Origin of the sequence: Pseudomonas sp. Marseille-Q1929 (assembly GCF_017316265.1) — a bacterium.
Lineage (GTDB): Bacteria > Pseudomonadota > Gammaproteobacteria > Pseudomonadales > Pseudomonadaceae > Aquipseudomonas.
Genome location: NZ_JAFLWU010000011.1, coordinates 20,310 through 46,362, shown reverse-complemented (window position 1 = coordinate 46,362; position 26,053 = coordinate 20,310). Strand labels below are relative to the sequence as shown.

The 26,053-nt window shown below is 60.5% G+C and carries 29 protein-coding genes and 1 tRNA gene; 6 read left to right on the top strand and 24 right to left on the bottom strand.

Annotated elements, in window-relative coordinates; translation table 11 throughout:
• Positions 1 to 2: 2 nt before the first annotated feature.
• The 3 genes from J1G37_RS14100 to J1G37_RS14090 form a co-directional block, all read right to left on the bottom strand.
• Positions 3 to 923 (bottom strand): Fe(3+) dicitrate ABC transporter substrate-binding protein FecB, encoded by a 921-nt coding sequence (locus J1G37_RS14100; RefSeq protein WP_207042559.1) that lies wholly within the window; start codon positions 921 to 923, stop codon positions 3 to 5.
• Between the two features lie 257 nt (positions 924 to 1,180).
• Positions 1,181 to 3,565, bottom strand: a complete 2,385-nt coding sequence (locus tag J1G37_RS14095) for a TonB-dependent receptor (RefSeq protein WP_207042558.1) — start codon at positions 3,563 to 3,565, stop codon at positions 1,181 to 1,183.
• 81 nt (positions 3,566 to 3,646) lie between these two features.
• Positions 3,647 to 4,567 carry a LysR family transcriptional regulator gene (locus tag J1G37_RS14090; RefSeq protein ID WP_207042557.1) on the bottom strand — a complete coding sequence of 307 codons (921 nt, stop codon included), beginning with the start codon at positions 4,565 to 4,567 and terminating at the stop codon, positions 3,647 to 3,649.
• 133 nt (positions 4,568 to 4,700) lie between these two features.
• Between J1G37_RS14090 and J1G37_RS14085 the strand changes: the two genes are divergently transcribed.
• Together J1G37_RS14085 and J1G37_RS14080 are read left to right on the top strand one after the other, a co-directional pair.
• A complete protein-coding gene (locus J1G37_RS14085) occupies positions 4,701 to 5,141 on the top strand; it encodes a nuclear transport factor 2 family protein (RefSeq protein WP_207042556.1) in 441 nt (146 codons plus the stop codon).
• Positions 5,142 to 5,167: 26 nt separating this feature from the next.
• Positions 5,168 to 6,295, top strand: coding sequence for an alkene reductase (locus J1G37_RS14080; protein WP_207042555.1), 1,128 nt, complete (start codon positions 5,168 to 5,170; stop codon positions 6,293 to 6,295).
• Here J1G37_RS14080 and J1G37_RS14075 read toward each other — a convergent pair.
• From J1G37_RS14075 to J1G37_RS14050, 6 genes are all read right to left on the bottom strand, one after another.
• Positions 6,267 to 6,746 (bottom strand): Lrp/AsnC family transcriptional regulator, encoded by a 480-nt coding sequence (locus J1G37_RS14075; RefSeq protein ID WP_207042554.1) that lies wholly within the window; start codon positions 6,744 to 6,746, stop codon positions 6,267 to 6,269. The genes J1G37_RS14080 and J1G37_RS14075 overlap by 29 nt on opposite strands.
• 236 nt (positions 6,747 to 6,982) lie before the next feature.
• Entirely contained in the window at positions 6,983 to 8,593 is a 1,611-nt protein-coding gene (locus J1G37_RS14070) for a gamma-glutamyltransferase family protein (RefSeq protein WP_207042552.1), read from the bottom strand.
• A 30-nt stretch (positions 8,594 to 8,623) separates the two neighbouring features.
• Positions 8,624 to 9,403 carry an amino acid ABC transporter ATP-binding protein gene (locus J1G37_RS14065; RefSeq protein WP_124525702.1) on the bottom strand — a complete coding sequence of 260 codons (780 nt, stop codon included), beginning with the start codon at positions 9,401 to 9,403 and terminating at the stop codon, positions 8,624 to 8,626.
• A gap of 2 nt (positions 9,404 to 9,405) precedes the next feature.
• Complete coding sequence (locus tag J1G37_RS14060; protein WP_017737070.1) at positions 9,406 to 10,182, bottom strand: amino acid ABC transporter permease; 777 nt, start codon at positions 10,180 to 10,182, stop codon at positions 9,406 to 9,408.
• 12 nt (positions 10,183 to 10,194) lie between these two features.
• On the bottom strand, positions 10,195 to 11,001 hold the full coding sequence (locus tag J1G37_RS14055) for an ABC transporter substrate-binding protein (RefSeq protein ID WP_207042550.1): 807 nt from the start codon (positions 10,999 to 11,001) through the stop codon (positions 10,195 to 10,197).
• Positions 11,002 to 11,078: 77 nt separating this feature from the next.
• Complete coding sequence (locus J1G37_RS14050) at positions 11,079 to 11,747, bottom strand: GntR family transcriptional regulator (protein ID WP_207042548.1); 669 nt, start codon at positions 11,745 to 11,747, stop codon at positions 11,079 to 11,081.
• Between the two features lie 350 nt (positions 11,748 to 12,097).
• Between J1G37_RS14050 and J1G37_RS14045 the strand changes: the two genes are divergently transcribed.
• On the top strand, positions 12,098 to 12,949 hold the full coding sequence (locus J1G37_RS14045) for a lipopolysaccharide biosynthesis protein (RefSeq protein ID WP_207042546.1): 852 nt from the start codon (positions 12,098 to 12,100) through the stop codon (positions 12,947 to 12,949).
• Positions 12,950 to 13,013: 64 nt separating this feature from the next.
• Here J1G37_RS14045 and J1G37_RS14040 read toward each other — a convergent pair whose 3' ends face one another.
• The 10 genes from J1G37_RS14040 to thrS form a co-directional block, all read right to left on the bottom strand.
• The gene (locus tag J1G37_RS14040; RefSeq protein ID WP_124525707.1) at positions 13,014 to 13,445 is read right to left on the bottom strand and encodes a glycine zipper domain-containing protein; all 432 of its coding nucleotides are present in this window, start codon (positions 13,443 to 13,445) and stop codon (positions 13,014 to 13,016) included.
• A 311-nt stretch (positions 13,446 to 13,756) separates the two neighbouring features.
• Positions 13,757 to 13,833, bottom strand: a tRNA-Pro gene (locus J1G37_RS14035).
• Between the two features lie 90 nt (positions 13,834 to 13,923).
• Entirely contained in the window at positions 13,924 to 14,280 is a 357-nt protein-coding gene (locus J1G37_RS14030; protein WP_010209127.1) for a MerR family transcriptional regulator, read from the bottom strand.
• Positions 14,261 to 14,563, bottom strand: a complete 303-nt coding sequence (gene ihfA / locus J1G37_RS14025; RefSeq protein ID WP_002553164.1) for an integration host factor subunit alpha — start codon at positions 14,561 to 14,563, stop codon at positions 14,261 to 14,263. The genes J1G37_RS14030 and ihfA overlap by 20 nt, the downstream gene beginning before the upstream one ends.
• Positions 14,564 to 14,566: 3 nt before the next feature.
• Positions 14,567 to 16,945, bottom strand: coding sequence for a phenylalanine--tRNA ligase subunit beta (gene pheT / locus J1G37_RS14020; protein WP_207042545.1), 2,379 nt, complete (start codon positions 16,943 to 16,945; stop codon positions 14,567 to 14,569).
• 26 nt (positions 16,946 to 16,971) lie between these two features.
• Positions 16,972 to 17,988 carry a phenylalanine--tRNA ligase subunit alpha gene (gene pheS / locus J1G37_RS14015; protein WP_017737822.1) on the bottom strand — a complete coding sequence of 339 codons (1,017 nt, stop codon included), beginning with the start codon at positions 17,986 to 17,988 and terminating at the stop codon, positions 16,972 to 16,974.
• Positions 17,989 to 18,097: 109 nt separating this feature from the next.
• Positions 18,098 to 18,454 carry a 50S ribosomal protein L20 gene (gene rplT, locus J1G37_RS14010; RefSeq protein WP_003174975.1) on the bottom strand — a complete coding sequence of 119 codons (357 nt, stop codon included), beginning with the start codon at positions 18,452 to 18,454 and terminating at the stop codon, positions 18,098 to 18,100.
• Positions 18,455 to 18,484: 30 nt separating this feature from the next.
• Positions 18,485 to 18,679 (bottom strand): 50S ribosomal protein L35, encoded by a 195-nt coding sequence (gene rpmI / locus J1G37_RS14005; RefSeq protein WP_002553160.1) that lies wholly within the window; start codon positions 18,677 to 18,679, stop codon positions 18,485 to 18,487.
• 60 nt (positions 18,680 to 18,739) lie between these two features.
• Positions 18,740 to 19,291 (bottom strand): translation initiation factor IF-3, encoded by a 552-nt coding sequence (gene infC / locus J1G37_RS14000; RefSeq protein ID WP_169850653.1) that lies wholly within the window; start codon positions 19,289 to 19,291, stop codon positions 18,740 to 18,742.
• On the bottom strand, positions 19,291 to 21,213 hold the full coding sequence (gene thrS, locus J1G37_RS13995; protein WP_122773355.1) for a threonine--tRNA ligase: 1,923 nt from the start codon (positions 21,211 to 21,213) through the stop codon (positions 19,291 to 19,293). Before thrS ends, infC begins: the two co-directional genes overlap by 1 nt.
• Before the next feature lie 366 nt (positions 21,214 to 21,579).
• Between thrS and J1G37_RS13990 the strand changes: the two genes are divergently transcribed.
• Both J1G37_RS13990 and J1G37_RS13985 read left to right on the top strand, forming a co-directional pair.
• Entirely contained in the window at positions 21,580 to 21,894 is a 315-nt protein-coding gene (locus tag J1G37_RS13990; protein ID WP_207042543.1) for a hypothetical protein, read from the top strand.
• 289 nt (positions 21,895 to 22,183) lie between these two features.
• A complete protein-coding gene (locus tag J1G37_RS13985) occupies positions 22,184 to 22,396 on the top strand; it encodes a cold-shock protein (protein ID WP_003234260.1) in 213 nt (70 codons plus the stop codon).
• A 73-nt stretch (positions 22,397 to 22,469) separates the two neighbouring features.
• On the opposite strand, the gene J1G37_RS13980 is transcribed toward J1G37_RS13985, so the two are convergent.
• Positions 22,470 to 22,790 (bottom strand): I78 family peptidase inhibitor, encoded by a 321-nt coding sequence (locus J1G37_RS13980; RefSeq protein WP_207042541.1) that lies wholly within the window; start codon positions 22,788 to 22,790, stop codon positions 22,470 to 22,472.
• Between the two features lie 144 nt (positions 22,791 to 22,934).
• Positions 22,935 to 23,243: a hypothetical protein gene (locus tag J1G37_RS13975; protein WP_017737827.1), complete on the bottom strand. Its 309-nt coding sequence runs from the start codon at positions 23,241 to 23,243 to the stop codon at positions 22,935 to 22,937.
• A 171-nt stretch (positions 23,244 to 23,414) separates the two neighbouring features.
• Between J1G37_RS13975 and J1G37_RS13970 the strand changes: the two genes are divergently transcribed.
• Entirely contained in the window at positions 23,415 to 23,627 is a 213-nt protein-coding gene (locus tag J1G37_RS13970; RefSeq protein WP_124525710.1) for a hypothetical protein, read from the top strand.
• A gap of 33 nt (positions 23,628 to 23,660) precedes the next feature.
• On the opposite strand, the gene J1G37_RS13965 is transcribed toward J1G37_RS13970, so the two are convergent.
• From J1G37_RS13965 to rbsK, 3 genes are read right to left on the bottom strand one after another with little or no spacing between them, the layout of a single operon-like run.
• Positions 23,661 to 24,689, bottom strand: a complete 1,029-nt coding sequence (locus J1G37_RS13965; protein WP_017737829.1) for a nucleoside hydrolase — start codon at positions 24,687 to 24,689, stop codon at positions 23,661 to 23,663.
• A gap of 26 nt (positions 24,690 to 24,715) precedes the next feature.
• The gene (gene rbsD / locus J1G37_RS13960; protein WP_207042539.1) at positions 24,716 to 25,120 is read right to left on the bottom strand and encodes a D-ribose pyranase; all 405 of its coding nucleotides are present in this window, start codon (positions 25,118 to 25,120) and stop codon (positions 24,716 to 24,718) included.
• Positions 25,117 to 26,034: a ribokinase gene (rbsK, locus tag J1G37_RS13955; protein ID WP_207042538.1), complete on the bottom strand. Its 918-nt coding sequence runs from the start codon at positions 26,032 to 26,034 to the stop codon at positions 25,117 to 25,119. The genes rbsD and rbsK overlap by 4 nt, the downstream gene beginning before the upstream one ends.
• Between the last annotated feature and the right edge of the window lie 19 nt (positions 26,035 to 26,053).

The following is a 26,053-nucleotide window of genomic DNA, read 5'->3' as shown; positions in this document are numbered from 1 at the left end:
GCTTATTGACTCAATACGGCTTTGCCGCCTTTGAGAATCGCCAAGGCGTCTTCGGCGATCTGCTCCGACGCCAGCACGCCACGGTTGCGCGCCCAGCTGTCGCCGTCCACTTCAGCGACGTGCTGATTGCGTACGGCGCCAAGCACTTGCCACAGCGGCTGTTTGCTCCAGCTATCGACGATGCTTGGGCGACGGTAATGGCCGACCAGCAACCAGCCCGGATCGAGGGCCAGCAGTTGCTCCAGACTGACGAATTCGGTCGGCGCCGCGTTGGCGCGTACCGACGGCACTTTCAGGCCGATGGCTTGCAGCACGCTGCCGGCGTAGGAGTCCGGGCCGTGCACGGAAAAGCTGTCTTCACGGGCGACGCCAAACAGCACGCTGGCGCCGGCGGGGATTTGTTGTGCGATGGCTTTGAGGTTTTCGCGGTTCTGCTGGATACGCGCTTCCATCTGCGCGCTCTTGCCCAGCGCCTTGCCGATCAGCTCGGCGGATTTCAGGCTGCCTTGGTAATCCTCACCGCGCGACGGCAACAGCAGCGTCGGCGCGATGCTCGACAGGTCGCTGTACAACGCCTGGTGGCGGTTGAGGTCGGCGACGATCAGGTCCGGCTTGAGCCGGGCGATTTCCTCGATGCTCGGCTGCGAGCGCAGGCCCACGGACTGCCACTGGCCGATGGCCTGGCGCACACGGGGCAACACGCGGTTGGCGTCGCCATCATCGGCGGCACCAACGGGCGTCACTTCAACGGCGGCGAGACTGTCGAGAAAGGAGAATTCCAGCACCACCACGCGCTTGGGCGCATCCGCCAGATGCACGGCGTGTTGGCCGTCATTGAGGTCGATGGGCGCAGCGCTGAGCACGCTTGAAGAAAACGCCAGGAGGCAGGCGGCAAGGGTGGGGATGGAGCGCAGCATTCGCATGAAGAGGACCTCGGCGTTGAAACACCCAGGCTAGACAGGCCTGGGAAAACGGCGGGTACTATTCCATATCGGGGCGGCGTGATCAAAAAACATTCTCATTGCCGCCGCAAAATGTGTGTGGCTTGTGTGGGAGCTGGCTTGCCTGCGATAGCATCACCTCGGTGCATCTGATAGACCGAGGTGTCTGCATCGCAGGCAAGCCAGCTCCCACATGGGCCAGTTCCCACCCAAGCCCGCGCCCGCATGTTGATCCGTGTTTAGAAATCGACAGTGGCCGACAGCAAGTAAGTGCGCGGTGTCGCCAAAGTCAGCCCCGGCTCGCTGTCATCCGACGCACCGGCCGAGCTCCAGTAGCGTTTATCCGCGACGTTCTCAACGTTTGCCCGCAAGGTCACGTGCTTGTCATCCACCTTGAAGGCATACCGTGCGCCGACGTCGATACGGTTCCAGGCGTCGATTTCCTTGACGTTGGACTGGTCCAGGTACTGCGAGCTGGAATGGATGCCACGGCTGGTCAGGGTCACGCCTTCCAGGCCGGGCACGTCCCATTCGGCGCCGAGGTTGACGTTGTACTTGGGCGTGGCCGGGGCCCGGTTGCCGTCCCAGGTGCCGTTGGTGGTGTCTTTGAGTTTGCTGTCGATGTACATCACGCCGCCGAGCAAACGCATACCCTTGAGCGGTTCGCCGAACACACTCAACTCTGCGCCGGCGTTCTCGCGTTTGCCGTTGGGCCCGAACAGCTTCGTGGTGGCGTTGGTTTCATAGGCGGGCTGTTTGATGCGGAACACCGCTGCCGTCACGGCGAAGGCGCCGGCGTCGTACTTGGCGCCGACTTCAACCTGGCGGCTGATGAACGGCGGGAAGATTTCATCGCTGTTGCTTGAGGTGGTCGGCGCGATCTTGCCCTGGCTCAGACCTTCCATGTAGTTGGCGTACAGCGACAGCCGGTCGGTGGCCTTGAACAGCAGGCCGCCGGAGGGCGAGAGTTTTTCTTCGTCGTAGGCGGTCTTGCCTTTGATGCCATTGCTCCAGTCATCCACCTTGACCCGTTGCCAGCGTGCGCCGAGGGTCAGCAGCAGGCGGTCGTCGAAGAAGCCCAGGGTGTCGGACAGGGCCACGCCGCTGAATTTGTTTTCGGTGTAGACCTTGGCATCCTGGCGCGTAGCGATGGATGGCGTTGGGGTTTGCACCGGGTTGTAGAGGTTGCTCGACGACTCGCCATAACGCGCGCCGCCGTTGGTGAAGTCCATGTCGAAATAGCTGGCCGCCACGTTGACCTCATGGCTCACCGGCCCGGTGTGGAACCAGTTGCGCACGCCGGCCGTGTAGGTACGCACGTTTTCATCGCGGGTGAAGTCACGGGGCTGCACTTTGAAATCGCCGGCGGCGTTGGTGACGGAAACGGCGTGACGCAGGAACTCGTGGTTGCTTTTACGCGCGCCGACGCCGCCGTAAAGCATCACGTTGTCGCTGAGGTCGTACTCGCCGTTGAAGGTGCCGAAGGTGTCGTTGGTGCGCGCCTTGCTCCAGGCTTGCGCATAGTTGCGGCGCACGTCGCTGGCCTTCGGCACGGGTGCGGCGGCGGCCACTTGGACACGCTCCTGGGGCGCATCGGTATCGCGTTCGGTATGGCCGATGTCGGTGGAAAGGCGCAGGCGTTCGCCGCGAAAATCCAGGCCGAGCACGGCCATTTCGCGGTCGACGCTCTGGTGATCCCAGGCGGTATTGCCGGCCTGCTTCACGCCGTTGAAGCGGATGCCGAACTGGTTGTCTTCACCGAAGCGTCGGCCCACATCCACCGCGCCACCCGCCTGGCTTTCCGAGGCCCAGGTGCCGGTGAACGAGGTGATGTCCTTGTCGGTGGCGCGCTTGGGCACCACGTTGATCCCGCCGCCCACGCTGCCACGGGGCGAGATGCCGTTGATCAACTGGGTCGGGCCTTTGAAGATGTCGACGCGGTCAGCCATTTCCATATCGATGGTGTAGGTCGGCAGCACGCCGTAGAGGCCGTTATAGGACACATCACTGTTGAACAGGCTGAAACCGCGAATGGTGAATTGCTCGTAACGCCCACCGGCCGGGTTGGTGGCACGGACCGAGGGATCGCTGGCGATCAGCTCGCCGAGGGTGCGCGCCTGCTGGTTTTTCACCGCGTCGGCGGTGTAGGTGGTGATGCTGAACGGGGTTTCCATAAAGTCCCGCGTGCCCAGCATGCCCTGGGCGCCACGGCGTGCCACTTGGCCGCCGGCGTAGGTGTCGCCGTCGTACAGGCCGGTGGTGCCGAGGATCGAGGTTGGCGCCAGCTCCAACGTGCTGCCGTCCGGCACCGGCACCAGCATGTAGGCGTGCTCGCCCATGGCTTGCAGTTGCAGGCCGGAGCCTTGCAGCAGCCGCGTGAAGCCCTCCTCCACGCCATATTCACCGGCCAGGCCGCTGCTGCTGCGGCCGCTGACCAGCGCCGGGTCCACCGACAGGTTGACCCCCGCCAACCCGGCAAACCGGGTCAGCGCCGCACTCAGGCTGCCAGCCGGCACCTGGTAACTGCGGCGGGCGTCGTCGGCGTAGCTGACGGTGGCGAATAACGGGCTGGCGCTGAGGCTCAGCAGCAGGCTCAGTTTCAGCAAGGGGCGGACTACGGGCATTGGCGCAAGCTCTCGATAATGTGTGCTTACCTGGAATGACCGCCGACGCGAAAAAAAGGGACAGGTGATTTGCATTATTTTTCAGCGCCCGCCAAAGACCTCGCGGTGTTGCTCGGCCATGGCCAGCAGCGCGTCCACCACCACCCGCACCTTGGGCTGCACATAACGGGTGTGCGGCCAGATCACGTGAATCGGCATGGTCGCTCCCGCGCAGTCGTCGAGCACCGTGACCAACGCGCCGCTGCGCAGGTGCTCGGCCACCAGCCAGGTGGGCAATTGGCATAGGCCGGCGCCGTCGAGGGTCGCGCGCAGCATCACGTCGCCGTCGCCGAACTCATGGCGCACCCGCACTTCCTGTTCTTCCACCACCCCCTTGGCGTTCGTCAGCAGCCAGGTCTTACGCAGCCCGCTGCGCCAGCCAATGATGCAGTCGTGCACCAACAGGTCGGCCTTGCTCTGCAACGGCGCGGCCGCTTGTAGATACTTCGGCGCGGCGCAGATCACCAGGCGTTGCTCGCCCAGGCGCCGGGCGACCAGCTCCGGGTCGTCGCGCAGGTCGCCGATGCGTACCGCCAGATCGATGCCTTCGTTGACCATGTCCACTTTGCGCTCGCCGAAGGTAAGGGTCAGGTCCAGTTGCGCATAACGCCGGGCCAGCGTGATCAACATCGGCGCGATATGCCGGCGGCCGAACGCTGCGGGCAGGTCGATGCGCAAACGCCCCTTGGGCTCGGCGACGCCGCTGAGGAAGCTGCCTTCGACCCCGCGCAATTCCTCCATGATCCGCAGGCAACTGGCCAGGTACACCTCGCCTTCATGGGTCAGGTTCAACTTGCGCGTGGTGCGGTGCAGCAACTTGATGCCCAGGCGTTTCTCCAGGCGGCTCACGCTTTTGCCCACGGCCGAGCCTGTCACGCCCAGCTGCAAGGCCGCGGCGGTGAAGCTGCCCAGCTGCGCCGCGAGGATAAATTCGGGGATGCCATCGAATTGCAGGGTGTCCATGCTCGCCTCCGCCTGGGAAAGCCTGGATTCTATCCTGAAAGGATCAACTGAGCGTATTTATCGGGCATTAATCTAACCGCCACGCTGGAATAAGCTGGTCAGCATTGTTTACTGACCATCCCAGCGAGGTCCCATGCACGCCGATCTGAATCGTCTCGTCACCCTGGAAGCCATTCGCACCCTGCGTCTGCGCTACTGCCATCACCTCGATACCCACGACATGAACGCGCTGGCGCAATTGTTTACCGAGGACGCGGTATGCCACGTGGCCCAAGCCGGCTGGACCGGCCGCGACGCAATCAAAGCCGGGTTGTCCCAGGCCTTTCGCGACTTTGATACCCAGCAGCGCGGCCGTTATCCGTTCCTGCATGCCGTGGCCAACCACTGGGTCGAGATCCTCGACGAGGACCACGCCGAAGGCCGTTGCTACCTGACCGACTTCGTCACCCAGCGCCCGGCCGGGGACAGCCCGTTGCTGCTGCTCGGCGTGTATGTCGATGAATACCGCCGCGTGCAGGGCGAGTGGTTGATCAGCAGCACGCGCCTGGACGTGGTGTGGCCACTGGCGTCCTGAACCTTCATCACTTACGGAGACTTCCCATGAGCAACTTGTTCCAACCCTACAACCTGGCCGGTACCGCGCTGGCCAACCGCGTGGTCATGGCACCGATGACCCGCGCCCGCGCGCTGGACGACATCCCGGATGAACACACGGTGCTGTATTACGCGCAACGCGCCAGCGCCGGGTTGATCATCAGCGAAGGCGCGCCGATTTCCCGTGAGGGCTGCGGTTACCTGTTCAACCCTGGGCTGTACAACGATGCGCAAATCCAAGGCTGGCGCCGGGTCACCGATGCGGTGCATACCCAGGGCGGCAAGATATTCGCGCAGTTGTGGCATGTGGGGCGCGTGTCCCATGTGTCGATTCAGCCGGACGCGGGTGCGCCCGTGTCATCGGTGGCGGTGACTGCCGCTCGCTCAAATGCCTATGCCTGGGTCGCGCAGGGCCAGCCGGGGCCGGTGCAGGCCAGCATGCCGCGTGCCTTAGAGGCCGATGAAGTACGGCGCGTGACGACAGACTTTGTCAGCGCCGCACGCCGCGCGATGGACGCCGGTTTCGACGGCGTCGAATTGCACGGTGCCAATGGCTATTTGTTCGAACAGTTCCACAATGGCGCGCTGAATACCCGCACCGACGAATACGGTGGTTCTATCGCCAATCGCCAGCGCTTCCTGCTGGAAACCCTTGATGCGTTGGCCGCCGAGATTGGCAGCGCGCAGGTCGGCGTGCGCCTTTCGCCGTTCGGTCGGCTGTTTGATATGCACCCGTACGCGCAAGAAGCCGAGGCTTGGCTAAGCCTCGCCGAGGCACTGAATACGCGCAGCCTGGCCTATGTGCATTTGAGCGATCAACTGACGATTGGCGCCGAAGCGATTCCCGCCGGGTTTGCCACGCAATGGCGCCAGGCTTATCAGGGCACGTTGATCGCGGCGGGCGGTTTCACGCGCGCCTTGGCCGAAGCGGTCTTGGCAAAAGGCGATCTGGATCTGGTGGCATTCGGGCGCCCCTTCATTGCCAACCCGGACCTGGTGGAGCGCATGCAGCACGACTGGCCGCTGGCCGAAGGTGATCGCGCTACGTTCTACGGCATCGACGGCAGCCCGACGCGGGGCTACACCGACTATCCAACGGCCAGCGTCACACCGGCACGTGCAAGCCAACCTTGACCCGGTCCAGCGCGACCAGGGTCTTGAACCACTTTACATTGGGGTTCTCGGCAAACAGTTGCCCGGCGAGGTCCTGGTATTCCTGCATGCTCGCCACGTTGAGCACCAGCACGAAATCCGCCTCGCCGGTGACGTAGTAACACTGCTGCACCTGGGGCACGCAGAAGCTGGCCTTGGTCGCCGCCAGCGCTTCGGCGCTGGTGCGCTCCACGGACACCTCGGCAATGATGGTGATCGGCTTGCCGGCTTTGGCAGGGTCGACCACTGCGACATTCGCGATGATCACCCCGCCCTCTTCCAGGCGCTTGATCCGCCGCTGCACGGCAGCGGTGGAGAGGTTGACCTTTTCGGCCAGAGTACGCAGGGGCACGGCGTTGTCATGCTGGACCAGGGCCAGGATCGACCAGTCGAAGCCGTCCAGGTCCAGCGTGGAAGATGCGGGTTTGGCCATCGGGGGGCGCGCTCGACAGGGTGAGGGGGTTTGTCGAACACCGCCTCGAGTTGGAGAGCGGTGACGAGTTGGGCGCCAATACTAGCCCAAGTGTTCTGGTGTACGGGTGCAAGCGGGAGTGCGATGTCGCCTGGGCGGGCGCTATCGCAGGCAAGCCAGCTCCCACAGTTGACCGGGTTCACAGGTCAAAATGTGGGAGCAACTGTGTTGGTGGGGTCCACAAGGCAAAATCGTCCTCACCACACGGCGATATGGGCGTCCGCCCGCGGCTCCGTGCCGCCGCACAGCACGCCGCTGACCGGGTCGCGCAGGATGATTTGCCCGCGTCCGTAGTCGGTGAGGTCGCTGGCGATTTGCACTTGGTGGCCGCGGCGCGCCAGGGCGTTGGCCAGGTCGCGCGAGGCGCCTTGCTCGATGCCGACCTTCATCTCGCCCAGCCATTGCCAGCGCGGCGCGTCCAGGGCGGCTTGCGGGTTGAGGCCGAAATCCACCAGGTTCATCACCATCTGCACATGGCCCTGGGGCTGCATGTAGCCGCCCATCACGCCGAACGGGCCAAGGGCCTGACCGTCTTGGGTGAGGAAGCCGGGGATGATGGTGTGGAAGGTTTTCTTGCCGGGCGCCAGGCAGTTGGCGTGGGTCGGGTCGAGGCTGAATTCCTGCCCACGGTTCTGCAGGGCGATGCCGCTGTCGGGCAGTACCACGCCGGAGCCAAAGCCGTGGTAGTTGCTTTGGATAAACGAGACCATGTTGCCTTCGGCGTCCGCCGTGGCCAGGTACACCGTGCCGCTGGCGTGGGGGTCGCCGGGTTTGGGTGGCTGGGCCTGTTCGCCGATCTGCGCGCGGCGACGGCTGCTGTAGTCATCACTGAGCAGGTCGGCGACGGCCACGCGCATATGCAGCGGGTCGGTGATGTAGTGCAGGCCGTCGCTGTAGGCGAGCTTCATGGCTTCCAGTTGGCGGTGCCAGGTCTGTTGGCTGTCGCGGTGATCGAAGCTGAAGCCTTCGAGAATTTTCAGCGCCATCAGGGCGACGAGGCCCTGGCCGCTTGGGGGGATTTCCCAGACGTCGACGCCACGATAGTTGACGTGGATCGGCTCCACCCACTGCGCACGATAGTCCTTGAGGTCGCTGGCGCGCAGGTAGCCGCCGCTGGCCCGGGAGTGGGCATCCAGGCGCTCGGCGAGGGCGCCGCGATACAGGCTTTCACAGCGGGTTTGCGCGAGTTCTTCGAGGGTGCGGGCCTGGGCCGGGTTGCGGAACAGCTCCCCGGCCCGAGGCGCGCGGCCGTCGATGAGGAACGTGTCGAACCAGGCGTCGAGCACCCGGTCGCGATGGGGGCTGAATTCATCCAGCGCGATCTGCCATTGATGGGCAACCACCGGCGACAGCGGAAAACCGTCCCGCGCCAGGCGAATGGCCGGTTGCAGCAACTCGGCAAACGGCAGCTTGCCGAAGCGTTGCGACAACTCGGCCCAGGCCGACGGGCAACCGGGCACGGTGACGGGGGTCCAGCCATACAGCGGCATCTGGTCGTGCCCTGCCGCCTTGACCGCCTCGACACTCAACGCCGCCGGCGCATGGCCGTTGCCGTTCAGGCCATGCAACTGGCCCTTGCACCAGACCAGCGCGAACGCGTCACCGCCCAGGCCGCAGCCGGTGGGCTCGACCACCGTCAACGCGGCCGCCGTGGCGATGGCGGCGTCGATGGCGTTGCCGCCCTGTTGCATGATCTCGATACCGGCCTGGGCGGCCAATGGTTGAGACGCCGCGACCATGCCGCGTTGGGCAAACACGCTCTGGCGTTGCGACGGATAAGGGTACTCGTGAGCCGAAAATTTCAACATGGCAAAGGTTCTTCCACACTAGGTTTCAGGTCATAACACGCGGCTGAGAAACGCACGGGTACGCGGGTGGCTGGGGTGGCTGAAAATCTGTTCGGGCGGCCCTTGTTCGATCAGCTCGCCCTGGTCGAGCACCACCACGCGGTCGGCCACTTCACGGGCAAAGCCCATTTCGTGGGTGACCACCACCATGGTCATGCCCTCCTCGGCCAGTTCCTTCATCACTTGCAGCACTTCACCGACGGTCTCCGGGTCGAGGGCGCTGGTGGGTTCGTCGAACAGCATGGCCTGGGGTTTCATCGCCAGGGCGCGGGCAATCGCCACCCGTTGTTGCTGACCGCCCGAAAGCATCGACGGGTAGTGGTTGGCCTTGTCCGCCAGGCCGACCCGCGCGAGCAAGCCACGCGCCTGCTCCAGGGCTTCGGCACGCGGGGTGCCGAGCACGTGGATTGGCGCTTCGATGATGTTTTCCAGCGCGGTCATGTGCGGGAACAGGTTGAAGCGCTGGAACACCATGCCGATGTCGCGGCGCTGACGGGCGATGTTGCGCTCGGAATCACGCACCAGGCTGCCGTCGCTGCGTTCGCGGTAGCCCATGGCACGGCCGTTGACGCGGATGCGCCCGCCCTGGATGTCTTCCAGCAGGTTGATGCAACGGATGAAGGTGGTCTTGCCCGAGCCCGAGGCGCCGATCAGCACCACCACTTCGCCGCGTCGCACTTGCAGGGAGATGCCCTTGAGGATCTGCAAGTCGCCGAACGACTTGTGCAGGTCCTGGGCGTCGATGATCAATTCGTCACTTTTGTGCGCCATGGTTAGCGTCCCCTCAGCAGTTTCAAGGTGCTGCGCCCGAACATGCGGCTGGAGGCCGGTGGCGGCGCCGAAGGCCGGTCGGACTGGCCGAAACGCGCTTCCAGCCAACGCTGGAAAAAGCCCCACAGCGTGGTGAGCATCAGGAAGTAGATCGCCACCACCAGGTACAACTCGAACACGCGGAACGTCGCCGAGGTGACCATCTGCGTGCTGAGCAACAACTCCTGCACGCCGATCACGCTGACCAGGGTGGTGTTCTTGAGCATCACGTTGAACTCATTGCCCAACGGCGGCACGATCACGCGGAACGCCTGGGGCAACACGATGCGCCGCATCAGCTTGGCGAAGCCCATGCCCAGGGAACGCCCCGCCTCGTATTGGCCCTTGTCCACCGCACCGATACCGGCGCGGATGATCTCGGCCATATACGCGCCTTCGTTGAGGCCCAGGGCGATGATGGCCGCCTGGATATTGCCAGGCACAATCAGGCCGAACAGCTCGATGTCCTCGAAACGAAACAGCCCGCCCGCCGCCAGCGCCGTGTACAGAAACACGATCTGCACCAGCAGCGGCGTGCCGCGCATCAACCACACATAAAACCGCACCGGCAGGTGCAACAGCGGGTTCTTCGACAGGCGCAACAGCGCCGCCGCCAGCCCCAGCGCGCACCCCAGCAGCATGGCCAGCACGCTGATCAGGCACGTCAGCCAGAGCCCGTTGAGGTACACCCCGCTGGGCTGTAACAGGTACTGCCAGAACACATCCCAATTGAAATTCATCGCCGTCCAGCCTCAGTCGAGTGTGTCGCTGCTGACATGCCATTTGTTCAACAACTGCACGTAGCTGCCGTCGCTGCGCATATCGCTGATCACCTGCTGCACGGCGGCGGTCAGTTGTGGATCGTCCTTGCGCATGCCCAGGCCGGTGAGGATGCGACTGAACGCCGGCACGCCTTCCTCGAACAGGTCTGGGGCCATTGCTGCGTAATAACCGGCGGTTTCCACGGTGGTGCCGTAGGCGTCCACCTGGCTGATGCGCAGGGCCTGGAAGGCGTCGGTGTCGGTGTTGTACACCACCAGTTTCATCGGTGGCTTGCCGGCTTTGACCAGGCTTTCGTTCTGGGTATCGAGCAGGGTCTTGATGGTGGAACCGTTGAGCACCGCGACCTTGTGCGCGGACAAATCATCCAGGGTCTTGATGCCCTTGGGGTTGCCCTTGGGCACCACCACCGACTGGCTGGAATACATGTAGTTGACGATGTCGATCACCTGGCGCCGTTCGGGCTTGTCGAACAGTTGGTCGACGATCATGTCGCACTGCTGGGCGAGCAAGGCCGGCACCAGGCCAGAGAACGGGATCACCCGCCACTGCACCTGTTTGTCGCCCAGGCGCTTGGCGATTTCCAGGCCCAGGTCGACGGTCAGCCCACGTGGTTTCTGCGCTTCATCGAAGGACACCAGGGGCGGCGAGTCCATCCCCGAGCAGTAGGTGAGTTTGTCGACTTTCTGCAAGCGCTCCGGCACCTGGAGCGCCGCAACGGCCCCTTGTGCGCAGAGCCCGAGGGAGACAGCCACCAGCAAAGCGCGGCGTTTATGCATGACCAGACACTCCAGTTCGTTGAATAACGGGGCAGGACTCAAAGTCAAAACACGGGCGGGCTTGGGCCCGCCTCTGATTATTTTTCCGATTGCAAAAACTGGATCAGCGCCGGCACGGTGCCTTCGATGTGCTCACGCACCACGGCTTCGGCGCGGGCAGCATCACCGGCGCGGATGGCATCGAGGATCACCGCGTGTTCCTGGCGGGCGCTGAGGGGTTTGTCACCGTGCTGCAACCACAGGCGCATGGGCGCTTCTACCAGCGAGTACAACGCCGAAATCTGCTTCATCAAGCGCGGGCGACCGCTGAGGCTGCACAGGTATTCGTGGAACGCGCGGTGACGGCTGACCCACGCGGCGCTTTCGTCGCGGTAGTCATCCATTGCGTCGAGCATGCGTTCCAGGGCGGCCAGTTGGCGCTCACCGATCCGCCCCACTGCGACACGCACGGCGAGGCCTTCGAGGGCGCTGCGCATCTCGAACACTTCGTGCAGCTCGTCGATATCCAGGCCGCTGACGATGGCGCCGCGATTGGGCCGCAGCGTCACCAGGCCCTGGGCATCCAGGCGGCGAAACGCTTCGCGCACCGGCATGCGGCTCATGCCGATTTCGCTGGCGATGTCTTCGGCAATCAGCCGGTCGCCCTTGCGGTAACGGCCGTTGCAAATGGCGTCGAGCAGGAAGTTGTAGGCCTCCTCCTCGGCAGTGAGGGGCTGGCGGTCAACGTAAGCGGGGGCAAATTGCATCGGCAGCACCTTTTGAATTTTTGTATCCAATTATCCATGAATGCAAAAAAGCAGGATGTGTGCCAACTGGTCTGACGGTGAACCAAGTGATTGATTCGCATGGAGTACCGGGAAAATATCGGTAGTGGAGCTAAGCGCCTGCGTAGGAAATTGCTACCAAATGGCTCAGAAAACGCACCGTCTGTGGGCTGAAGTAACGGTGAGTGCGCATGAATGCTGCCAACTCCGGGAAATAGCCCACTCAAAAATAGGCGTTCAAGCTGATGAACTTTGTTTTAAGAAGGAACTCAACGATGCCCCGTCGGGTCGGGTGATGTAGGTACTTTCTTCTAACTTCAAGGTTGGGCCCGATGAAACAGACATCCTTCGTCGCCATGGAGCATGCCGGTAGCACTCAGCAAGCTTTGCACGCCCCCTTCACCGCCAGCTGGCTCTCGACCCAATACGCTCTGGACCTGAGCGATTTTGAAGCCTGCCGCAACACCGAATCGGGCGCAGTGTTCATCATTGCCTCCGGGCCATCAGCCAAGTCGTTTCCCCTCGAGCAATTTGCGCACGTGCCAATGATCACGATGAATGGCGCCATTTCACTGTTTCTGGACACTGACGTTAAGCCGTATTTTTACGCCTGCACGGACAGAAGTTTCTCCGAACAGCAGCCCGATTTATTCAAACACGCCATGGCAATCAGCCAGAGGGTTGCGCTGTGGGAAGACCACGCACGATCTGCGCATGTTCGCCCCACGGGGCGGCTTTACCCGTTGTCCAAAGCCAAGCGGCCTTCCTGGCTGGAATCTGTGCTGGGCAAACACAACGCATTGGTCGTCAATCATCCCTTGCTGCCCAGCCGCGAAAGACCGCTGGGCTTCAGCAAAGACATGAGCGAGGGCTTTTTTGATGCGCGAACCGTGGCCTATCTGGCCATACAGCTGGCGTTCCATGTGGGATTCACCCAAGTCTTTCTGGTGGGCGTTGATCTGGACGAGCGCTCAGGCAGGTTTTACGAGAACGCAGCATCCACTCACTCACCTTGCGGGCTCGACCAGCACTACTTCACGCGCATACTGCCGTCGTTCGAATTGATGTCCGATAAGGTTATCGGTGATGACTTCAGGGTTTACAACCTGTCTGACATCTCGAGAATTCCGGACAGTGTTGTCCCCCATGCCACCCTGGCAGATGTCGAGGAAATGCTCGCGTAAAACAGCGAAGCCAGAAACAAGAAGCCCGGCGCTGGGCCGGGCTTCACTGCAACAACGTCAGGCGCTAACGATGCTTGTTCTTGTGTTTATGCTTGTTGTTGCCTTTATGCTTCTTGCCATCCGATCTATGACTACTCTCATCATCTGCCAAGTTATTCCCCAGCGCGCCGCCGGCTGCACCACCTACACCAGCGCCGATAGTCGATCCCGTTGTGCCTCCGAGACGATTACCAATGAGCGAGCCGCCGGCTGAGCCGATACCGCCACCTATTGCGGCTTCCGCTCTGTTACCTCGTTGAGCGCCGACAGCACTACCGGCGGCACCACCAACACCTGCGCCTACCGCTGCGCCGGTTGAGCCACCGAGCTGTTGACCTACGATGTTGCCAAGCGCACCACCAACGCCGCCTCCAAGGGCGGCGGTGCCATCTCCGGCAGCCATCGCTCCTTGCGAAATGAGGGCGCCCAAAACCAGGGCGGGTAGTGTCATTTTCATTCTGTGAACCTCTATGGGTTGTCAGCAGGCGCTCATGGTTTGGAACGCGCCTGGTATTTGGATGAGAACAAAAGGCCGAAGTTCTATACCGACTATCCCCAGGGGCGAATGGTTGTAACAAGGTATGCCGTGATGGAGGCGGCTATGCAGTCACTGTAATTGGGACAGACGCCCCAGATATGACAAACCCCGCGTTGGGCGGGGCTGTGAGTGAACAGCTTTCATCTGGATTTACAGCATGAAGTCACGTAAAAATCACGCACATGAAAAAGGCCAATGCGCTGAGCATTGGCCTAAGTCACTGAAAAATATGGTCGGGACGGAGTGATTCGAACACTCGACCCCTAGCACCCCATGCTAGTGCGCTACCGGACTGCGCTACGCCCCGACTAGGCGTGTTACTGGGTTTGCTTCTTAACGAAGCGACCCGAAATATACCGCAAGCTTTTGAAATGTGGAAGTATTTTAAAAGCTTGAATCACTTCTTCAAAACCACCAGCACATCTTCCAGTTCGGCGATCATCTGGCGGATCATTTGCTTGTATTGGGTGGTGTCGTCTTTGGCTTCATCACCGGACATACGCTGGCGCGCACCGCTGATGGTGAACCCCTGGTCGTACAGCAACGCGCGGATCTGTCGGATCATCAGCACGTCCTGGCGCTGATAATACCGACGGTTCCCGGTGCGTTTGACGGGGTTGAGTTGAGGAAACTCCTGCTCCCAATAGCGCAGCACGTGCGGTTTTACCGCACAGAGCTCGCTGACTTCACCAATGGTGAAGTAGCGTTTGCCTGGGATGACGGGTAGCTCGTCGTTATGACTTGGTTCCAGCATAAGCCTCAACTCGGGCCTTCAACTTCTGCCCTGGACGAAAGGTGACCACACGGCGAGCCGTGATCGGGATTTCTTCTCCCGTTTTTGGATTGCGGCCAGGCCGCTGGCGTTTGTCCCGCAGGTCAAAATTGCCGAAACCGGACAATTTGACCTGCTCGTTGTCTTCCAGAGCGTGCCTGATTTCTTCAAAAAACAGCTCGACCAATTCCTTGGCCTCGCGCTTGTTCAGACCCAGCTCTTCGTACAGACGTTCCGCCATCTCAGCTTTCGTCAAAGCCCCCATACGTCACTTCCTTAACGTGGCGTTCAACCTTTGTTCGAGCGAGGTGAGGATATTTTGTGTCGTGGTATTCACCTCATCGTCATTAAGAGTGCGCGATGGATGCTGCCAGGTCAAGCCAACTGCAAGGCTTTTTCTATGCGGATCAATACCTTTACCCTGATAGACGTCAAATAGCCTGAGGTCTGTCAGCCATTCGCCTGCATTTTCACGGATTACATCCAGAACAGCAGTAGCAGCCACTTCACGGTCGGCGATCAAGGCCAGGTCGCGGCGCACTTCTGGGAAGCGCGACAGCTCGCTGAACTTCGGCATCTTGCCCGAAGCAACTTCCGCCAGGACCAGTTCGAACACGAACACCGGACGGTCAAGACCGAGGGTTTTCGACAGCTCGGGGTGAATAGCGCCCACAAAACCGACCAAACGCCCTTCACGCTCGATGCGTGCAGTCTGGCCTGGGTGCAACGCCGGATGGCTGCCTGGCAGGAAGGTGAAGGCATCCAGTGCACCGGCGAAGCCCAGTACCGCTTCCACGTCAGCCTTGACGTCGAAGAAGTCCACGGCATCGCGGCCCTGCGCCCAGCCTTCCGGCAGGCGGCTACCGCACACCACGCCAGCCAGCATCGGCTCTTGTTTCAGGCCATCGAGCTGGCCGACGAAACGCAGGCCGCTTTCGAACATGCGCACGCGGTCTTGCTGACGGTTCAGGTTGTGGGAAAGTGCTTTCACCAGGCCTGGCCACAGGGACGAACGCATGGCCGCCATGTCGTTGGAAATCGGGTTGGCCAGCAACAGCGGCTCAACGCCCGGGTTAAACAGTTCGAACTGCTTCGGATCGATGAAGCTGTAGGTCACCGCTTCCTGGTAACCACGGGCGACCAGCAGGCGACGCAGCTCCGGCAGGTGCGCACGCGCCTCGGCCTTCGGTTGTGGCGCCAGACGCGCTTGCGGGTAACGAACCGGCAGGCGGTTGTAGCCGTACAGGCGCGCCAGTTCTTCGATCAGGTCAACTTCGAGGCTGATGTCGAAACGATGGCTTGGCACTTCAACCTGCCACTGCCCTTCCCCACTGACGGAGATCGCCAGGCCCAGGGCCGACAACAGTTGCTCGATTTCAGCTGGCTCGATCACCAGGCCCAGCATCTGCTCGACGCTTTTGGCACGCAGGGTGATTGGCGCAACGGACGGCAAGTACTGTTCGTTGACGGTTTCGGTGATCGGGCCGGCTTCGCCGCCGGTGATTTCCAGCAGCAGGCCGGTGGCGCGCTCCATGGCTTCACGGGCCAGCTGCCAGTCCACGCCACGCTCGTAGCGGTGCGAAGCATCGGTGTGCAGGCCATAGGAACGGGCCTTGCCAGCGATAGCGATCTGGTCGAAGAACGCGCTTTCAAGGAAAACGTCGCGAGTGGTAGCGGATACACCGCTGTGCTCGCCCCCCATCACGCCGGCGATTGCCAGGGCGCGGGAGTGGTCGGCGATGACTAGGGTGTCGGCGCGCAGGCTGACTTCCTGACCGTCGAGCAGCACCAGCTTCTCGCCTTCTTCGGCCATGCGTACGCGGATGCCACCGTTGATCTCGGCGAGATCGAAGGCGTGCAGCGGTTGACCCAGCTCCAGCATCACGTAGTTGGTGATATCGACGGCAGCGTCGATGCTGCGTACGTCAGCGCGACGCAGACGCTCAACCATCCACAGCGGCGTTGGCTTGGACAGGTCAACGTTACGGATCACACGGCCCAGGTAACGCGGGCAGGCGTGTGGCGCCAGCACTTCGATCGGACGCACTTCATCGTGTACAGCCGGCACGCTGGCAACCACTGGACGGGTGACCGGCGCGTTGTACAGCGCGCCCACTTCACGGGCCAGGCCGGCCAGGGACAGGCAGTCGCCACGGTTCGGAGTCAGGTCGACCTCGATGCTCGCGTCTTCCAGTTCCAGGTAAACGCGGATGTCCTGGCCTACTGGCGCATCAGCCGGCAGTTCCATCAGGCCATCATTGCCCTCGCCTACTTGCAGCTCGGCTTGGGAGCACAGCATGCCGTTGGACTCGACGCCACGCAGCTTGGCTTTCTTGATCTTGAAGTCGCCCGGCAGCTCAGCGCCGATCATCGCGAACGGGATCTTCAGGCCCGGGCGCACATTGGGCGCTCCGCACACGACCTGGAAGGTTTCCGCGCCGCTGCTGACCTGGCACACACGCAATTTGTCGGCATCCGGGTGCTGCTCGGTGCTCAACACCTCGCCCACGACCACGCCGCTGAAAACACCGGCGGCCGGCGTAACGCTATCGACCTCAAGACCGGCCATCGACAGACGGGCAACCAGCTCGTCGCGACCTACCTGCGGGCTAACCCAGCCACGCAGCCATTGTTCACTGAATTTCATCCTGCTCTCCTAAAGATTCGTTACGACTAGCGAAATTGCGCGAGGAACCGCAAGTCGTTGTCGAAGAACAGACGCAAGTCGTTCACGCCGTAACGCAGCATGGCCAGACGCTCAACGCCCATGCCGAAGGCAAAGCCCGAGAACTCTTCCGGGTCGATCCCGGACATGCGCAGCACGTTGGGGTGGACCATGCCGCAGCCCATCACTTCCAGCCAACCGGTCTGCTTGCAGACGCGGCAGCCTTTACCGCTGCACATCACGCATTCCATGTCGACTTCAGCGGACGGCTCGGTGAACGGGAAGAACGATGGACGGAAACGTACCGCCAGTTCTTTCTCGAAGAACACACGAAGGAACTCTTCGATGGTGCCCTTGAGGTCGGCAAAGTTGATATCGCGATCAACCAGCAGGCCTTCGACCTGGTGGAACATCGGCGAGTGGGTGATATCGGAGTCGCTACGGTACACACGGCCTGGGCAGACAATGCGGATCGGCGGCTTGTTCGCTTCCATGGTGCGGACCTGTACCGGCGAGGTATGGGTGCGCAACAGCATGTTCGCGTTGAAATAGAAGGTGTCGTGCATCGACCGGGCCGGGTGGTGACCTGGGATGTTGAGCGCCTCGAAGTTGTGATAGTCGTCTTCGACCTCAGGGCCTTCGGCAATGCCGTAGCCGATATGGGTGAAGAACTGCTCGATACGTTCCAGAGTCCGGGTGATCGGATGCAGGCCGCCCGAGGCCTGGCCACGGCCAGGCAAGGTGACGTCAATGGATTCGGCGGCGAGTTTGGCCGCAAGATCGGCCTCCTCCATCGTCGCCTTGCGCGCATTGAGTACCTCTGTAACACGCTCCTTGGCGACGTTGATCAGCGCACCGACTTGCGGACGCTCTTCAGCCGGCAAATTTCCCAGGGTCTTCATCACCTGAGTCAATTCACCCTTTTTGCCAAGGTAGTGAACCCGGATTTGCTCCAGGGCATTGATATCTTCAGCGCTTTGCACAGCCTCAAGAGCTTGAGCGACGAGCGCGTCCAGGTTTTCCATGTACAGACTCCAGATACAAAATAGGGGAAGAGCTTGAAGGCTCTTCCCCTATTTAAGACGTTTACCACCTTGGGCTACAGGAGTAACCCAGGGTGATTGTCGGGGGTACTTAAGCCAGAGTGGCTTTAGCTTTCTCGACAATCGCAGCAAACACCGCTTTTTCGTTCACTGCCAGTTCGGCCAGAACCTTACGGTCGATCTCGATGGAAGCTTTTTTCAGGCCAGCGATGAAACGGCTGTAGGACAGACCGTTAACACGTGCACCAGCGTTGATACGAGCGATCCACAGAGCGCGGAACTGACGTTTTTTCTGACGACGGTCGCGGTAGGCGTATTGGCCTGCCTTGATTACCGCTTGCTTGGCAACACGGAATACGCGTGAACGCGCGCCGTAGTAGCCTTTAGCAAGTTTCAGAATTTTTTTGTGACGTTTACGGGCAATGACGCCACGCTTTACACGAGCCATGAGTTACTTCCTCTAGTCTTGATCCAAAAATTAACGAAGGCGCAGCATGCGCTCGACTTTTGCCACGTCAGACGGATGCAGCAAGCTGCTACCGCGCAGTTGACGCTTACGCTTGGTCGACATTTTGGTCAGGATGTGGCTCTTGAAAGCGTGCTTGTGCTTGATACCGTTAGCAGTTTTCAGAAACCGCTTAGCAGCACCACTTTTAGTCTTCATCTTTGGCATGTTCGGATACTCCGCATTCAGTTGATAAACATAATCAGAAGGCCTGCCGTGCCCTGTTGATTACTTCTTCTTTTTCGGGGCGATGACCATGATCAGTTGGCGTCCTTCCATCTTAGGATGCTGTTCGACCGAACCGTACTCGAGCAGGTCAGCTTCAACCCGCTTGAGGAGTTCCATCCCCAGCTCCTGGTGGGCCATCTCACGGCCGCGGAATCGCAAGGATACCTTGGCCCTGTCCCCATCACTCAGGAAACGTACCAGGTTGCGCAGTTTTACCTGGTAATCCCCTTCCTCCGTCCCTGGACGAAACTTGATTTCTTTTACTTGAATCTGCTTTTGGTTCTTCTTCGCCGCAGCAATCTGCTTCTTCTTTTCGAAGATCGATTTGCCGTAGTCCATCACCCGGCAAACAGGCGGGACTGCGTCGGCGGAGATTTCCACCAGGTCCAATTTGGACTCTTCAGCGATACGAAGCGCTTCATCAATCGAGACGATGCCAATCTGCTCGCCGTCAGCGCCAATTAACCGAACCTCGCGTGCCGAGATATTCTCGTTGATCGGGGCTTTCGGTGCAGCTCGTTTATCTTGTCTCATTTCACGCTTAATAATAATTACTCCGAATCTGGGCGACCACGCCGGGAAACCGCTTGCGCGAGGAACTCAGCGAACTGGGCGACGGGCATCGAGCCCAGGTCAGCACCTTCACGAGTACGCACAGCGACAGTCTGCATCTCGACTTCCCGATCTCCGATAACCAAAAGATAGGGAACCTTGAGCAAAGTATGCTCGCGGATTTTAAAGCCGATCTTTTCATTTCTCAAGTCGGACTTGGCACGAAACCCGCTTTCGTTGAGAGTTTTTTCAACTTCGGCGGCAAAATCTGCCTGTTTATCCGTGATATTCATGATCACTGCCTGGGTCGGCGCCAGCCACGCAGGGAATGCACCCTCGTAGTGCTCGATCAGGATCCCGACGAACCGTTCGAACGAGCCGAGGATCGCCCGGTGCAGCATAACCGGGTGTTTACGGCTGTTGTCTTCGGAGACGTATTCGGCTCCCAGACGGATCGGCAGGTTAAAATCGAGCTGCAGGGTACCACACTGCCAGACGCGGCCAAGGCAATCTTTCAGCGAGAACTCGATCTTCGGACCGTAAAAGGCGCCCTCGCCCGGTTGCAGGTCGTACGCAAGGCCCGCACTGTCCAGCGCTGCGGCCAGTGCAGCTTCGGCGCGATCCCACAGCTCGTCGGAACCGACGCGTTTTTCCGGACGAGTGGACAGTTTCATTTCGACGTCGGTGAAACCGAAATCGCGATAAACGTCCATGGTCAGCTTGATGAACGCAGCGGATTCGGCCTGCATCTGCTCTTCGGTGCAGAAGATGTGGGCGTCGTCCTGGGTGAAGCCACGTACACGCATGATGCCGTGCAGTGCACCCGATGGCTCGTTACGGTGGCAGGCACCAAACTCGGCCAGGCGCATCGGCAACTCGCGGTAGCTCTTCAGGCCCTGGTTGAACACCTGCACGTGGCACGGGCAGTTCATTGGCTTGATGGCGTAGTCGCGGTTTTCCGACTGGGTAGTGAACATGTTGTCGGCGTAGTTGGCCCAGTGCCCGGATTTCTCCCACAGGCTGCGGTCAACGACCTGGGGAGTCTTGATCTCCAGGTAGCCGTTGTCGCGCTGCACCTTGCGCATGTATTGCTCGAGCACTTGGTACAGGGTCCAGCCGTTCGGGTGCCAGAACACCATGCCCGGCGCTTCTTCCTGGAGGTGGAAGAGGTTCAGGCGCTTGCCGATCTTGCGGTGGTCGCGTTTTTCGGCTTCTTCGATGCGTTGGATATAGGCGGCCAGCTGCTTCTTGTCAGCCCAGGCAGTACCGTAGATCCGCTGCAGTTGCTCGTTCTTTGCGTCGCCGCGCCAGTAGGCACCGGACAGCTTGGTCAGCTTGAACGACTTCAGGAAGCGCGTGTTCGGCACGTGCGGGCCACGGCACATGTCGACATATTCTTCGTGGTAGTACAGGCCCATGGCCTGCTCGTCCGGCATGTCTTCCACCAGGCGCAGCTTGTAGTCTTCGCCACGGGCGGTGAACACGTCGATCACTTCGGCGCGCGGCGTGACTTTCTTGATCACGTCGTAATCTTTTTCGATCAGGGCGTGCATGCGCTGTTCGATGGCGGCCAGGTCGTCCGGAGTGAAAGGACGCTCGTAGGCGATGTCGTAATAGAAGCCTTCATCGATGACCGGGCCGATCACCATTTTCGCCGTCGGGTACAGCTGCTTGACCGCGTGGCCAATCAGGTGCGCGCAAGAGTGGCGAATGATCTCCAGCCCTTCTTGATCCTTGGGGGTGATGATTTGCAGGCTGGCATCGGAGGTGATCAGGTCACTGGCATCAACCAGTTTGCCGTCGACCTTGCCGGCCACGGTGGCCTTGGCCAGGCCAGCACCAATGGATGCGGCGACCTCGGCTACGGAAACCGGATGATCGAATGAACGTTGACTGCCGTCGGGAAGAGTAATAGTTGGCATGGCGCCTCCTCTCCTAGTGGTGACCCCTACCAAAGGTCACGTGGGTTGGGATGAGCCAGTACAAGATCCAACACCAGGCCGTTCAGTGATGAACGCCTGCCTTACAGCGGCAGGAGCCTTTCGGCCAACCGATAATCGAACCAGAGTGACTGGAGTGAGCTAAAAAGAACATGGCAAGGCGGCAAATGGCACGCCTGGAAATAGCCAGGGCACCGATGCTAGCACAGATGAACGGTCATCGCGCCGACGCCATGCCAGGTAATGACAAATTCCAGGCTTTGTCGCTGCAAAACGGAACTTGAGCTGTACGCAACGCCTCAAACCCACTGAGAATCGCCGTTCGTCCCCGACCCAAAGGAGCATCCCATGATGCGTTTCACCTCGACCCTCGCTCTCGCTGCCTCCCTGACCCTCCTGTCCCTCGGTGCACAGGCAGCGGCCCCGTCGAACTGGCCAGCCGGCGCGCGCGACAGCTTTGTGAAAGACTGCAGCGCTGCGGCCAGCCAGAACGTAGACGCCAAAACTGCCAAAGACCATTGCGAATGCGGCGCTGACAAGATCAACGCTGAATTGAGCACTGCCGAAATCAAAGAGCTCATGACCAACCAGAACGCCAGCCCGGAGCTTAAAAACAAAGCGGTCGCGGCTATTTCGTCGTGCAAAGTCGTGAAGAAAAAGTAAGAAAGACCACTGATCAGACCGGCGTTTCGCTGAAAAAACAGCGCAAAAACTGCTATTTCACACAAATTACGCAGCTTTTACGGCTTTTTTTACCAGCTGATATTTCGCCCCAAAGCCCCGTAGATCGGGGCTTTCAGCGAAACCAGGCATTAAACGCAACGCTATTGATTAGCAAACAATGCCTTGGGGGGGCTCCCAAGCCGAACATTTCGACTATGATAGCCCGGTGTGCCCAGTTGGCCTGAGCAGCACAGCACTACTGAAAATATATGTTTCTTGGAGATACACCATGTCTAATCGCCAAACCGGCACCGTTAAATGGTTCAACGATGAAAAAGGCTTCGGCTTCATCACTCCTCAAGGTGGCGGTGACGACCTGTTCGTACACTTCAAAGCTATCGAAAGCGACGGTTTCAAAAGCCTGAAAGAAGGCCAAACCGTTTCCTTCGTGGCTGAGAAAGGCCAAAAGGGTATGCAAGCTGCACAGGTTCGCGGCGAGTAATTCTCCGCTGAGCTAAAAAAAACCCCGTCCATGTGACGGGGTTTTTTATGGGCGCTGCAAAAGCTGGAAAAGATCAGCCGCAGTTGACGCGCGTAATCACCAGGCTGTCATCGGTGTTCAGGTTCAGGCGGTCGGAGCGGTATTCCAGGGTGATCATGTCGTTAGGCTTGAGAATCCGCGCGTTCTGCGCACCAGCGCGGGCACGGGCCTGCTCCAGCAACTGAGGCGAGGCTTTCTGGCCGATCGTGAACTCAGCGGCTTTCGATTCACAGCGGCTATGACCAGCATCGGCCACGGCGGCGTCTTTGGCTGGCTCAGAGGCACCCGGGGTGCTGCAACCCGCCAACGCGAGTGCTGCCAACAAAGTACCGAATGATGCGAGCTTCCAAGGCATGAAGCCTCCTATGATAAAAAATGGACAGAGATCGTGCGACAGCTGTGGGGCGGATTGGTTTCAAGACGTAAACCGCCGGAGGGCAAGTCTGCCTGACTCTCGATCGGCATTCGCCCGATCAATCGTCACCAGATATGAACGTACTCAGTAGACGTCGATATAGTCAAACGGTGGCTTCGGCCAGTTCTGCTTCAGCGCATTGAAAATCTGCATGACCCAGACTTCGTCGCTGGCAGCCACATTACCGACATAGCCCGCCCCCTTGGCCCAGGTCTCAAGGCGAAACAACAAGCCGTCGATGTCCACACCCCCCACTGCTTTCCCGCAAGAGATATAGGCAATACCGGCCTTGGTGACCCGCAATTGAGTGTGTTCATCATCGCTGGCGCTGGCGATCAGTTGACGCACAGCGGCCAAGGTCAGGTTCTCGGGGTTGTTCAAATCAATCTGCACGCGGTGTACCCCCGGCAATTAAACAGGCAGACAGTGTCGCACAGCACTTCACGCATCCCGAAGCGCCTTATGCCTAAGTATCAGTGCCAAAGACGATACAAAATGGTTAACTGCCGGCGTAAGAACTGCGTTCCAGCGCACTGCCCAGTATTTCAGCCCCGTGAGACCTTCATGACCACCGTAACGCTGCAAGCCGACATCAAAGCCAAGTGGCCCCAAGGGCAGAGTTCCTATAGCCCCGGAAGCACAGAGGAGTTGGCAATCATCGGCATCGACCTGCTGGTCAAGGAACTGGGCACCCAGGCGGCGCAAGCGTTCATCGCCCAGGTGTTTGCAAAATACCCGGCCGACCACATGGGCGCCCACGACCCCGAGCGCGAATAAGAACCGGCCGGCGAACGCCGACCGGCAAGGGTTTTACTTCAGACGCGCGAGGCGCTCGGTCAGCAGATCGAAGAAGCCTTGGGCGTCGCCGTTTTCAACCCAAAACACGTTCTTTTCCTGCTTGAGACCGTCATACCAATCGACGATGGTCTGGCCGAAAGTCGGGCCTTCGCGGCTGTCCACCACCATATTGGCCTGACGACCGCTGAACAGTGAAGGCTTGAGCAAGTAGGCAATGACGGTCGCGTCATGCACCGGGCCGCCCGGGATGCCATAGTGCTCCATGTCGCCCTTGACGTATTCGTTGAGGATATTGCTCACAACCTTGCTGGCGTTGCTGTTCAGGTCGGCAATCTGTTTCAGGCGCGCGTCACTGGTCAGTACCTTGTGGGTCACGTCCAGCGGCAAGTAGGTCAACTTCACGCCGCTCTTGAGCACGATCTCTGCCGCCGCCGGGTCGGCAAACAGGTTGAACTCCGCCACCGGCGTGATATTGCCGCCGTTGAAGTGTGCACCGCCCATCACCACCACTTCCTTGATGCCCTGGGTGATTTCCGGGGCCTGGGTCAATGCCAGCGCCAGGTTGGTCTGCGGGCCCAGCATGGCGATCGTGATGCTGTGGGGTTTGGCGGTGCTCAAGGTCTTGATCAGATAGTCAACGGCATTGCCGGCGGCCAGGCCTTTTTTCGGCTCATGCACGGTAACGCCGGAGATACCCTCCTTGCCATGGATGTTCTCGGCATAGATCGGCGTGCGCAGCAGCGGCTTGGGCGCGCCGGCGTAAACCGGAATATCCTCGCGCCCTGCCCACTCGCGGGCCAGGCGCGCGTTGCGCGAAGTCTTGTCCAGACGTACGTTGCCCGCAACGGTGGTCAGCGCACGAATATTCAACTCGTCCGGGGAGGCCATGGCGAACAGCAACGCCACCACATCGTCGGCACCAGGATCGGTATCAATGATCAGGTCGATTTTTTCCGCCGCGTGGGCGCTTGCTGCAGTGAGTGCGGACAAGAGCAGGACACTCCGAAACAGATTTCTCAGGGTTGGAAGACCACGTTGCATAAAACACTCCTTGTTGTTGGGACACTCTAGAAGGTTACGCCGGACACCAGCGCGATATTGCAATAGGGCTGGCACTCACCCGTACGCACCACGGCACGCGCCTTGCGGCTGAGTTGCTTGAATTCTTCGTGACTGAGCAGACGCCGCTCACCGAGCGCCGCCTGCTCGTCGAGCGTGTTCAGGTCTGTCAGCGCCGGCGGTTGCTTGTGCAGGATTTCTTGCGCCAACACGTGGCTTTCCACCTGCATTTCACTGAGCACAATGCGCACGGTGCTGATGAAATCTGGAATGCCCTGGGTCAGCGCCAGGTCGATCAACTCGACGCCCGGCGGCACGGGCAAACCGGCATCGCCGATGACCAGGATGTCACCGTGCCCCAGGGAGGCGATCACGCGCGACAGGGCGATATTGAGCAAGGGGGTCTTTTTCATGAGGGCACAAAACCTTGTACGTCGTGCAGCGTAGGAATGGAGGGTTGTGCACCGGCGCGGGTCACCGACAGCGCGGCCGCGACCTGGCCGAAACGGATGGCCTCGGCTTCGCTTTTGCCGTTGGCCAGCGCCGCGGCAAAACCACCGACAAAGGTGTCGCCCGCCGCAGTGGTATCCACTGCCTTGACCTTGGGCGCCAGAAGATGCTCAAAAGCCTGGCCGTCGGCAAACAGCGCGCCCTCGGAACCCAAGGTGATGATGACTTTGCCAGCCCCCGCCTTGATCAGTTGCGTCGCGGCCAGCTTGGCGCTCTCCAGGGAGTCAACGGTCACACCGCTCAGCGCCGTGGCTTCGCTTTCATTGGGGATCAGGTAATCGATCGAGGCATACCACTGCGCAGGCAATGGGCCGCTGGCCGGCGCTGGATTGAGGATCACGGTCTTGCCCAGCTCACGACCACGCTTTAGCGCATAGCCCACAGCCTCCATCGGCACTTCGAGCTGACAGATGATCACGTCGGCCGCCTGCAATACCGCGTCAGCCGCCTGCAACGAGGCCGGTGTCAATTCACCGTTGCTGCCGGCGACGATCACAATCGCATTCTGGCTGCTGTCATCCACTACGATCAGCGCCACACCGCTGGAGCCGTCCACTCGGCTGACAGCTTGGCAGTCAATGCCCTCCACCAGCAGCGCATCACGCAACTGGACGCCATAAGCATCACTGCCGACGCAGCCAACCATCGCCACCTCGGCGCCCAGCCGCGCCGACGCTACTGCCTGGTTGGCGCCTTTGCCACCAGGCACCGTGGAGAACGTCTGGCCAATCAGGGTTTCTCCGGCACGCGGCAACCGGCTGGCACGGGTGACCAGGTCCATGTTCAAGCTGCCTACTACCACTACGTTTGCGCACATACATCAATACTCATCAATT

Coding starts and splice junctions, on each gene's coding strand:
- J1G37_RS14100 (WP_207042559.1), bottom strand. CDS start 923: ATGCGAATGCTGCGCTCCATCCCCACCCTTGCCGCCTGCCTCCTGGCG.
- J1G37_RS14095 (WP_207042558.1), bottom strand. CDS start 3,565: ATGCCCGTAGTCCGCCCCTTGCTGAAACTGAGCCTGCTGCTGAGCCTC.
- J1G37_RS14090 (WP_207042557.1), bottom strand. CDS start 4,567: ATGGACACCCTGCAATTCGATGGCATCCCCGAATTTATCCTCGCGGCG.
- J1G37_RS14085 (WP_207042556.1), top strand. CDS start 4,701: ATGCACGCCGATCTGAATCGTCTCGTCACCCTGGAAGCCATTCGCACC.
- J1G37_RS14080 (WP_207042555.1), top strand. CDS start 5,168: ATGAGCAACTTGTTCCAACCCTACAACCTGGCCGGTACCGCGCTGGCC.
- J1G37_RS14075 (WP_207042554.1), bottom strand. CDS start 6,746: ATGGCCAAACCCGCATCTTCCACGCTGGACCTGGACGGCTTCGACTGG.
- J1G37_RS14070 (WP_207042552.1), bottom strand. CDS start 8,593: ATGTTGAAATTTTCGGCTCACGAGTACCCTTATCCGTCGCAACGCCAG.
- J1G37_RS14065 (WP_124525702.1), bottom strand. CDS start 9,403: ATGGCGCACAAAAGTGACGAATTGATCATCGACGCCCAGGACCTGCAC.
- J1G37_RS14060 (WP_017737070.1), bottom strand. CDS start 10,182: ATGAATTTCAATTGGGATGTGTTCTGGCAGTACCTGTTACAGCCCAGC.
- J1G37_RS14055 (WP_207042550.1), bottom strand. CDS start 11,001: ATGCATAAACGCCGCGCTTTGCTGGTGGCTGTCTCCCTCGGGCTCTGC.
- J1G37_RS14050 (WP_207042548.1), bottom strand. CDS start 11,747: ATGCAATTTGCCCCCGCTTACGTTGACCGCCAGCCCCTCACTGCCGAG.
- J1G37_RS14045 (WP_207042546.1), top strand. CDS start 12,098: ATGAAACAGACATCCTTCGTCGCCATGGAGCATGCCGGTAGCACTCAG.
- J1G37_RS14040 (WP_124525707.1), bottom strand. CDS start 13,445: ATGAAAATGACACTACCCGCCCTGGTTTTGGGCGCCCTCATTTCGCAA.
- J1G37_RS14030 (WP_010209127.1), bottom strand. CDS start 14,280: ATGCTGGAACCAAGTCATAACGACGAGCTACCCGTCATCCCAGGCAAA.
- ihfA (WP_002553164.1), bottom strand. CDS start 14,563: ATGGGGGCTTTGACGAAAGCTGAGATGGCGGAACGTCTGTACGAAGAG.
- pheT (WP_207042545.1), bottom strand. CDS start 16,945: ATGAAATTCAGTGAACAATGGCTGCGTGGCTGGGTTAGCCCGCAGGTA.
- pheS (WP_017737822.1), bottom strand. CDS start 17,988: ATGGAAAACCTGGACGCGCTCGTCGCTCAAGCTCTTGAGGCTGTGCAA.
- rplT (WP_003174975.1), bottom strand. CDS start 18,454: ATGGCTCGTGTAAAGCGTGGCGTCATTGCCCGTAAACGTCACAAAAAA.
- rpmI (WP_002553160.1), bottom strand. CDS start 18,679: ATGCCAAAGATGAAGACTAAAAGTGGTGCTGCTAAGCGGTTTCTGAAA.
- thrS (WP_122773355.1), bottom strand. CDS start 21,213: ATGCCAACTATTACTCTTCCCGACGGCAGTCAACGTTCATTCGATCAT.
- J1G37_RS13990 (WP_207042543.1), top strand. CDS start 21,580: ATGATGCGTTTCACCTCGACCCTCGCTCTCGCTGCCTCCCTGACCCTC.
- J1G37_RS13985 (WP_003234260.1), top strand. CDS start 22,184: ATGTCTAATCGCCAAACCGGCACCGTTAAATGGTTCAACGATGAAAAA.
- J1G37_RS13980 (WP_207042541.1), bottom strand. CDS start 22,790: ATGCCTTGGAAGCTCGCATCATTCGGTACTTTGTTGGCAGCACTCGCG.
- J1G37_RS13970 (WP_124525710.1), top strand. CDS start 23,415: ATGACCACCGTAACGCTGCAAGCCGACATCAAAGCCAAGTGGCCCCAA.
- J1G37_RS13965 (WP_017737829.1), bottom strand. CDS start 24,689: ATGCAACGTGGTCTTCCAACCCTGAGAAATCTGTTTCGGAGTGTCCTG.
- rbsD (WP_207042539.1), bottom strand. CDS start 25,120: ATGAAAAAGACCCCCTTGCTCAATATCGCCCTGTCGCGCGTGATCGCC.
- rbsK (WP_207042538.1), bottom strand. CDS start 26,034: ATGTGCGCAAACGTAGTGGTAGTAGGCAGCTTGAACATGGACCTGGTC.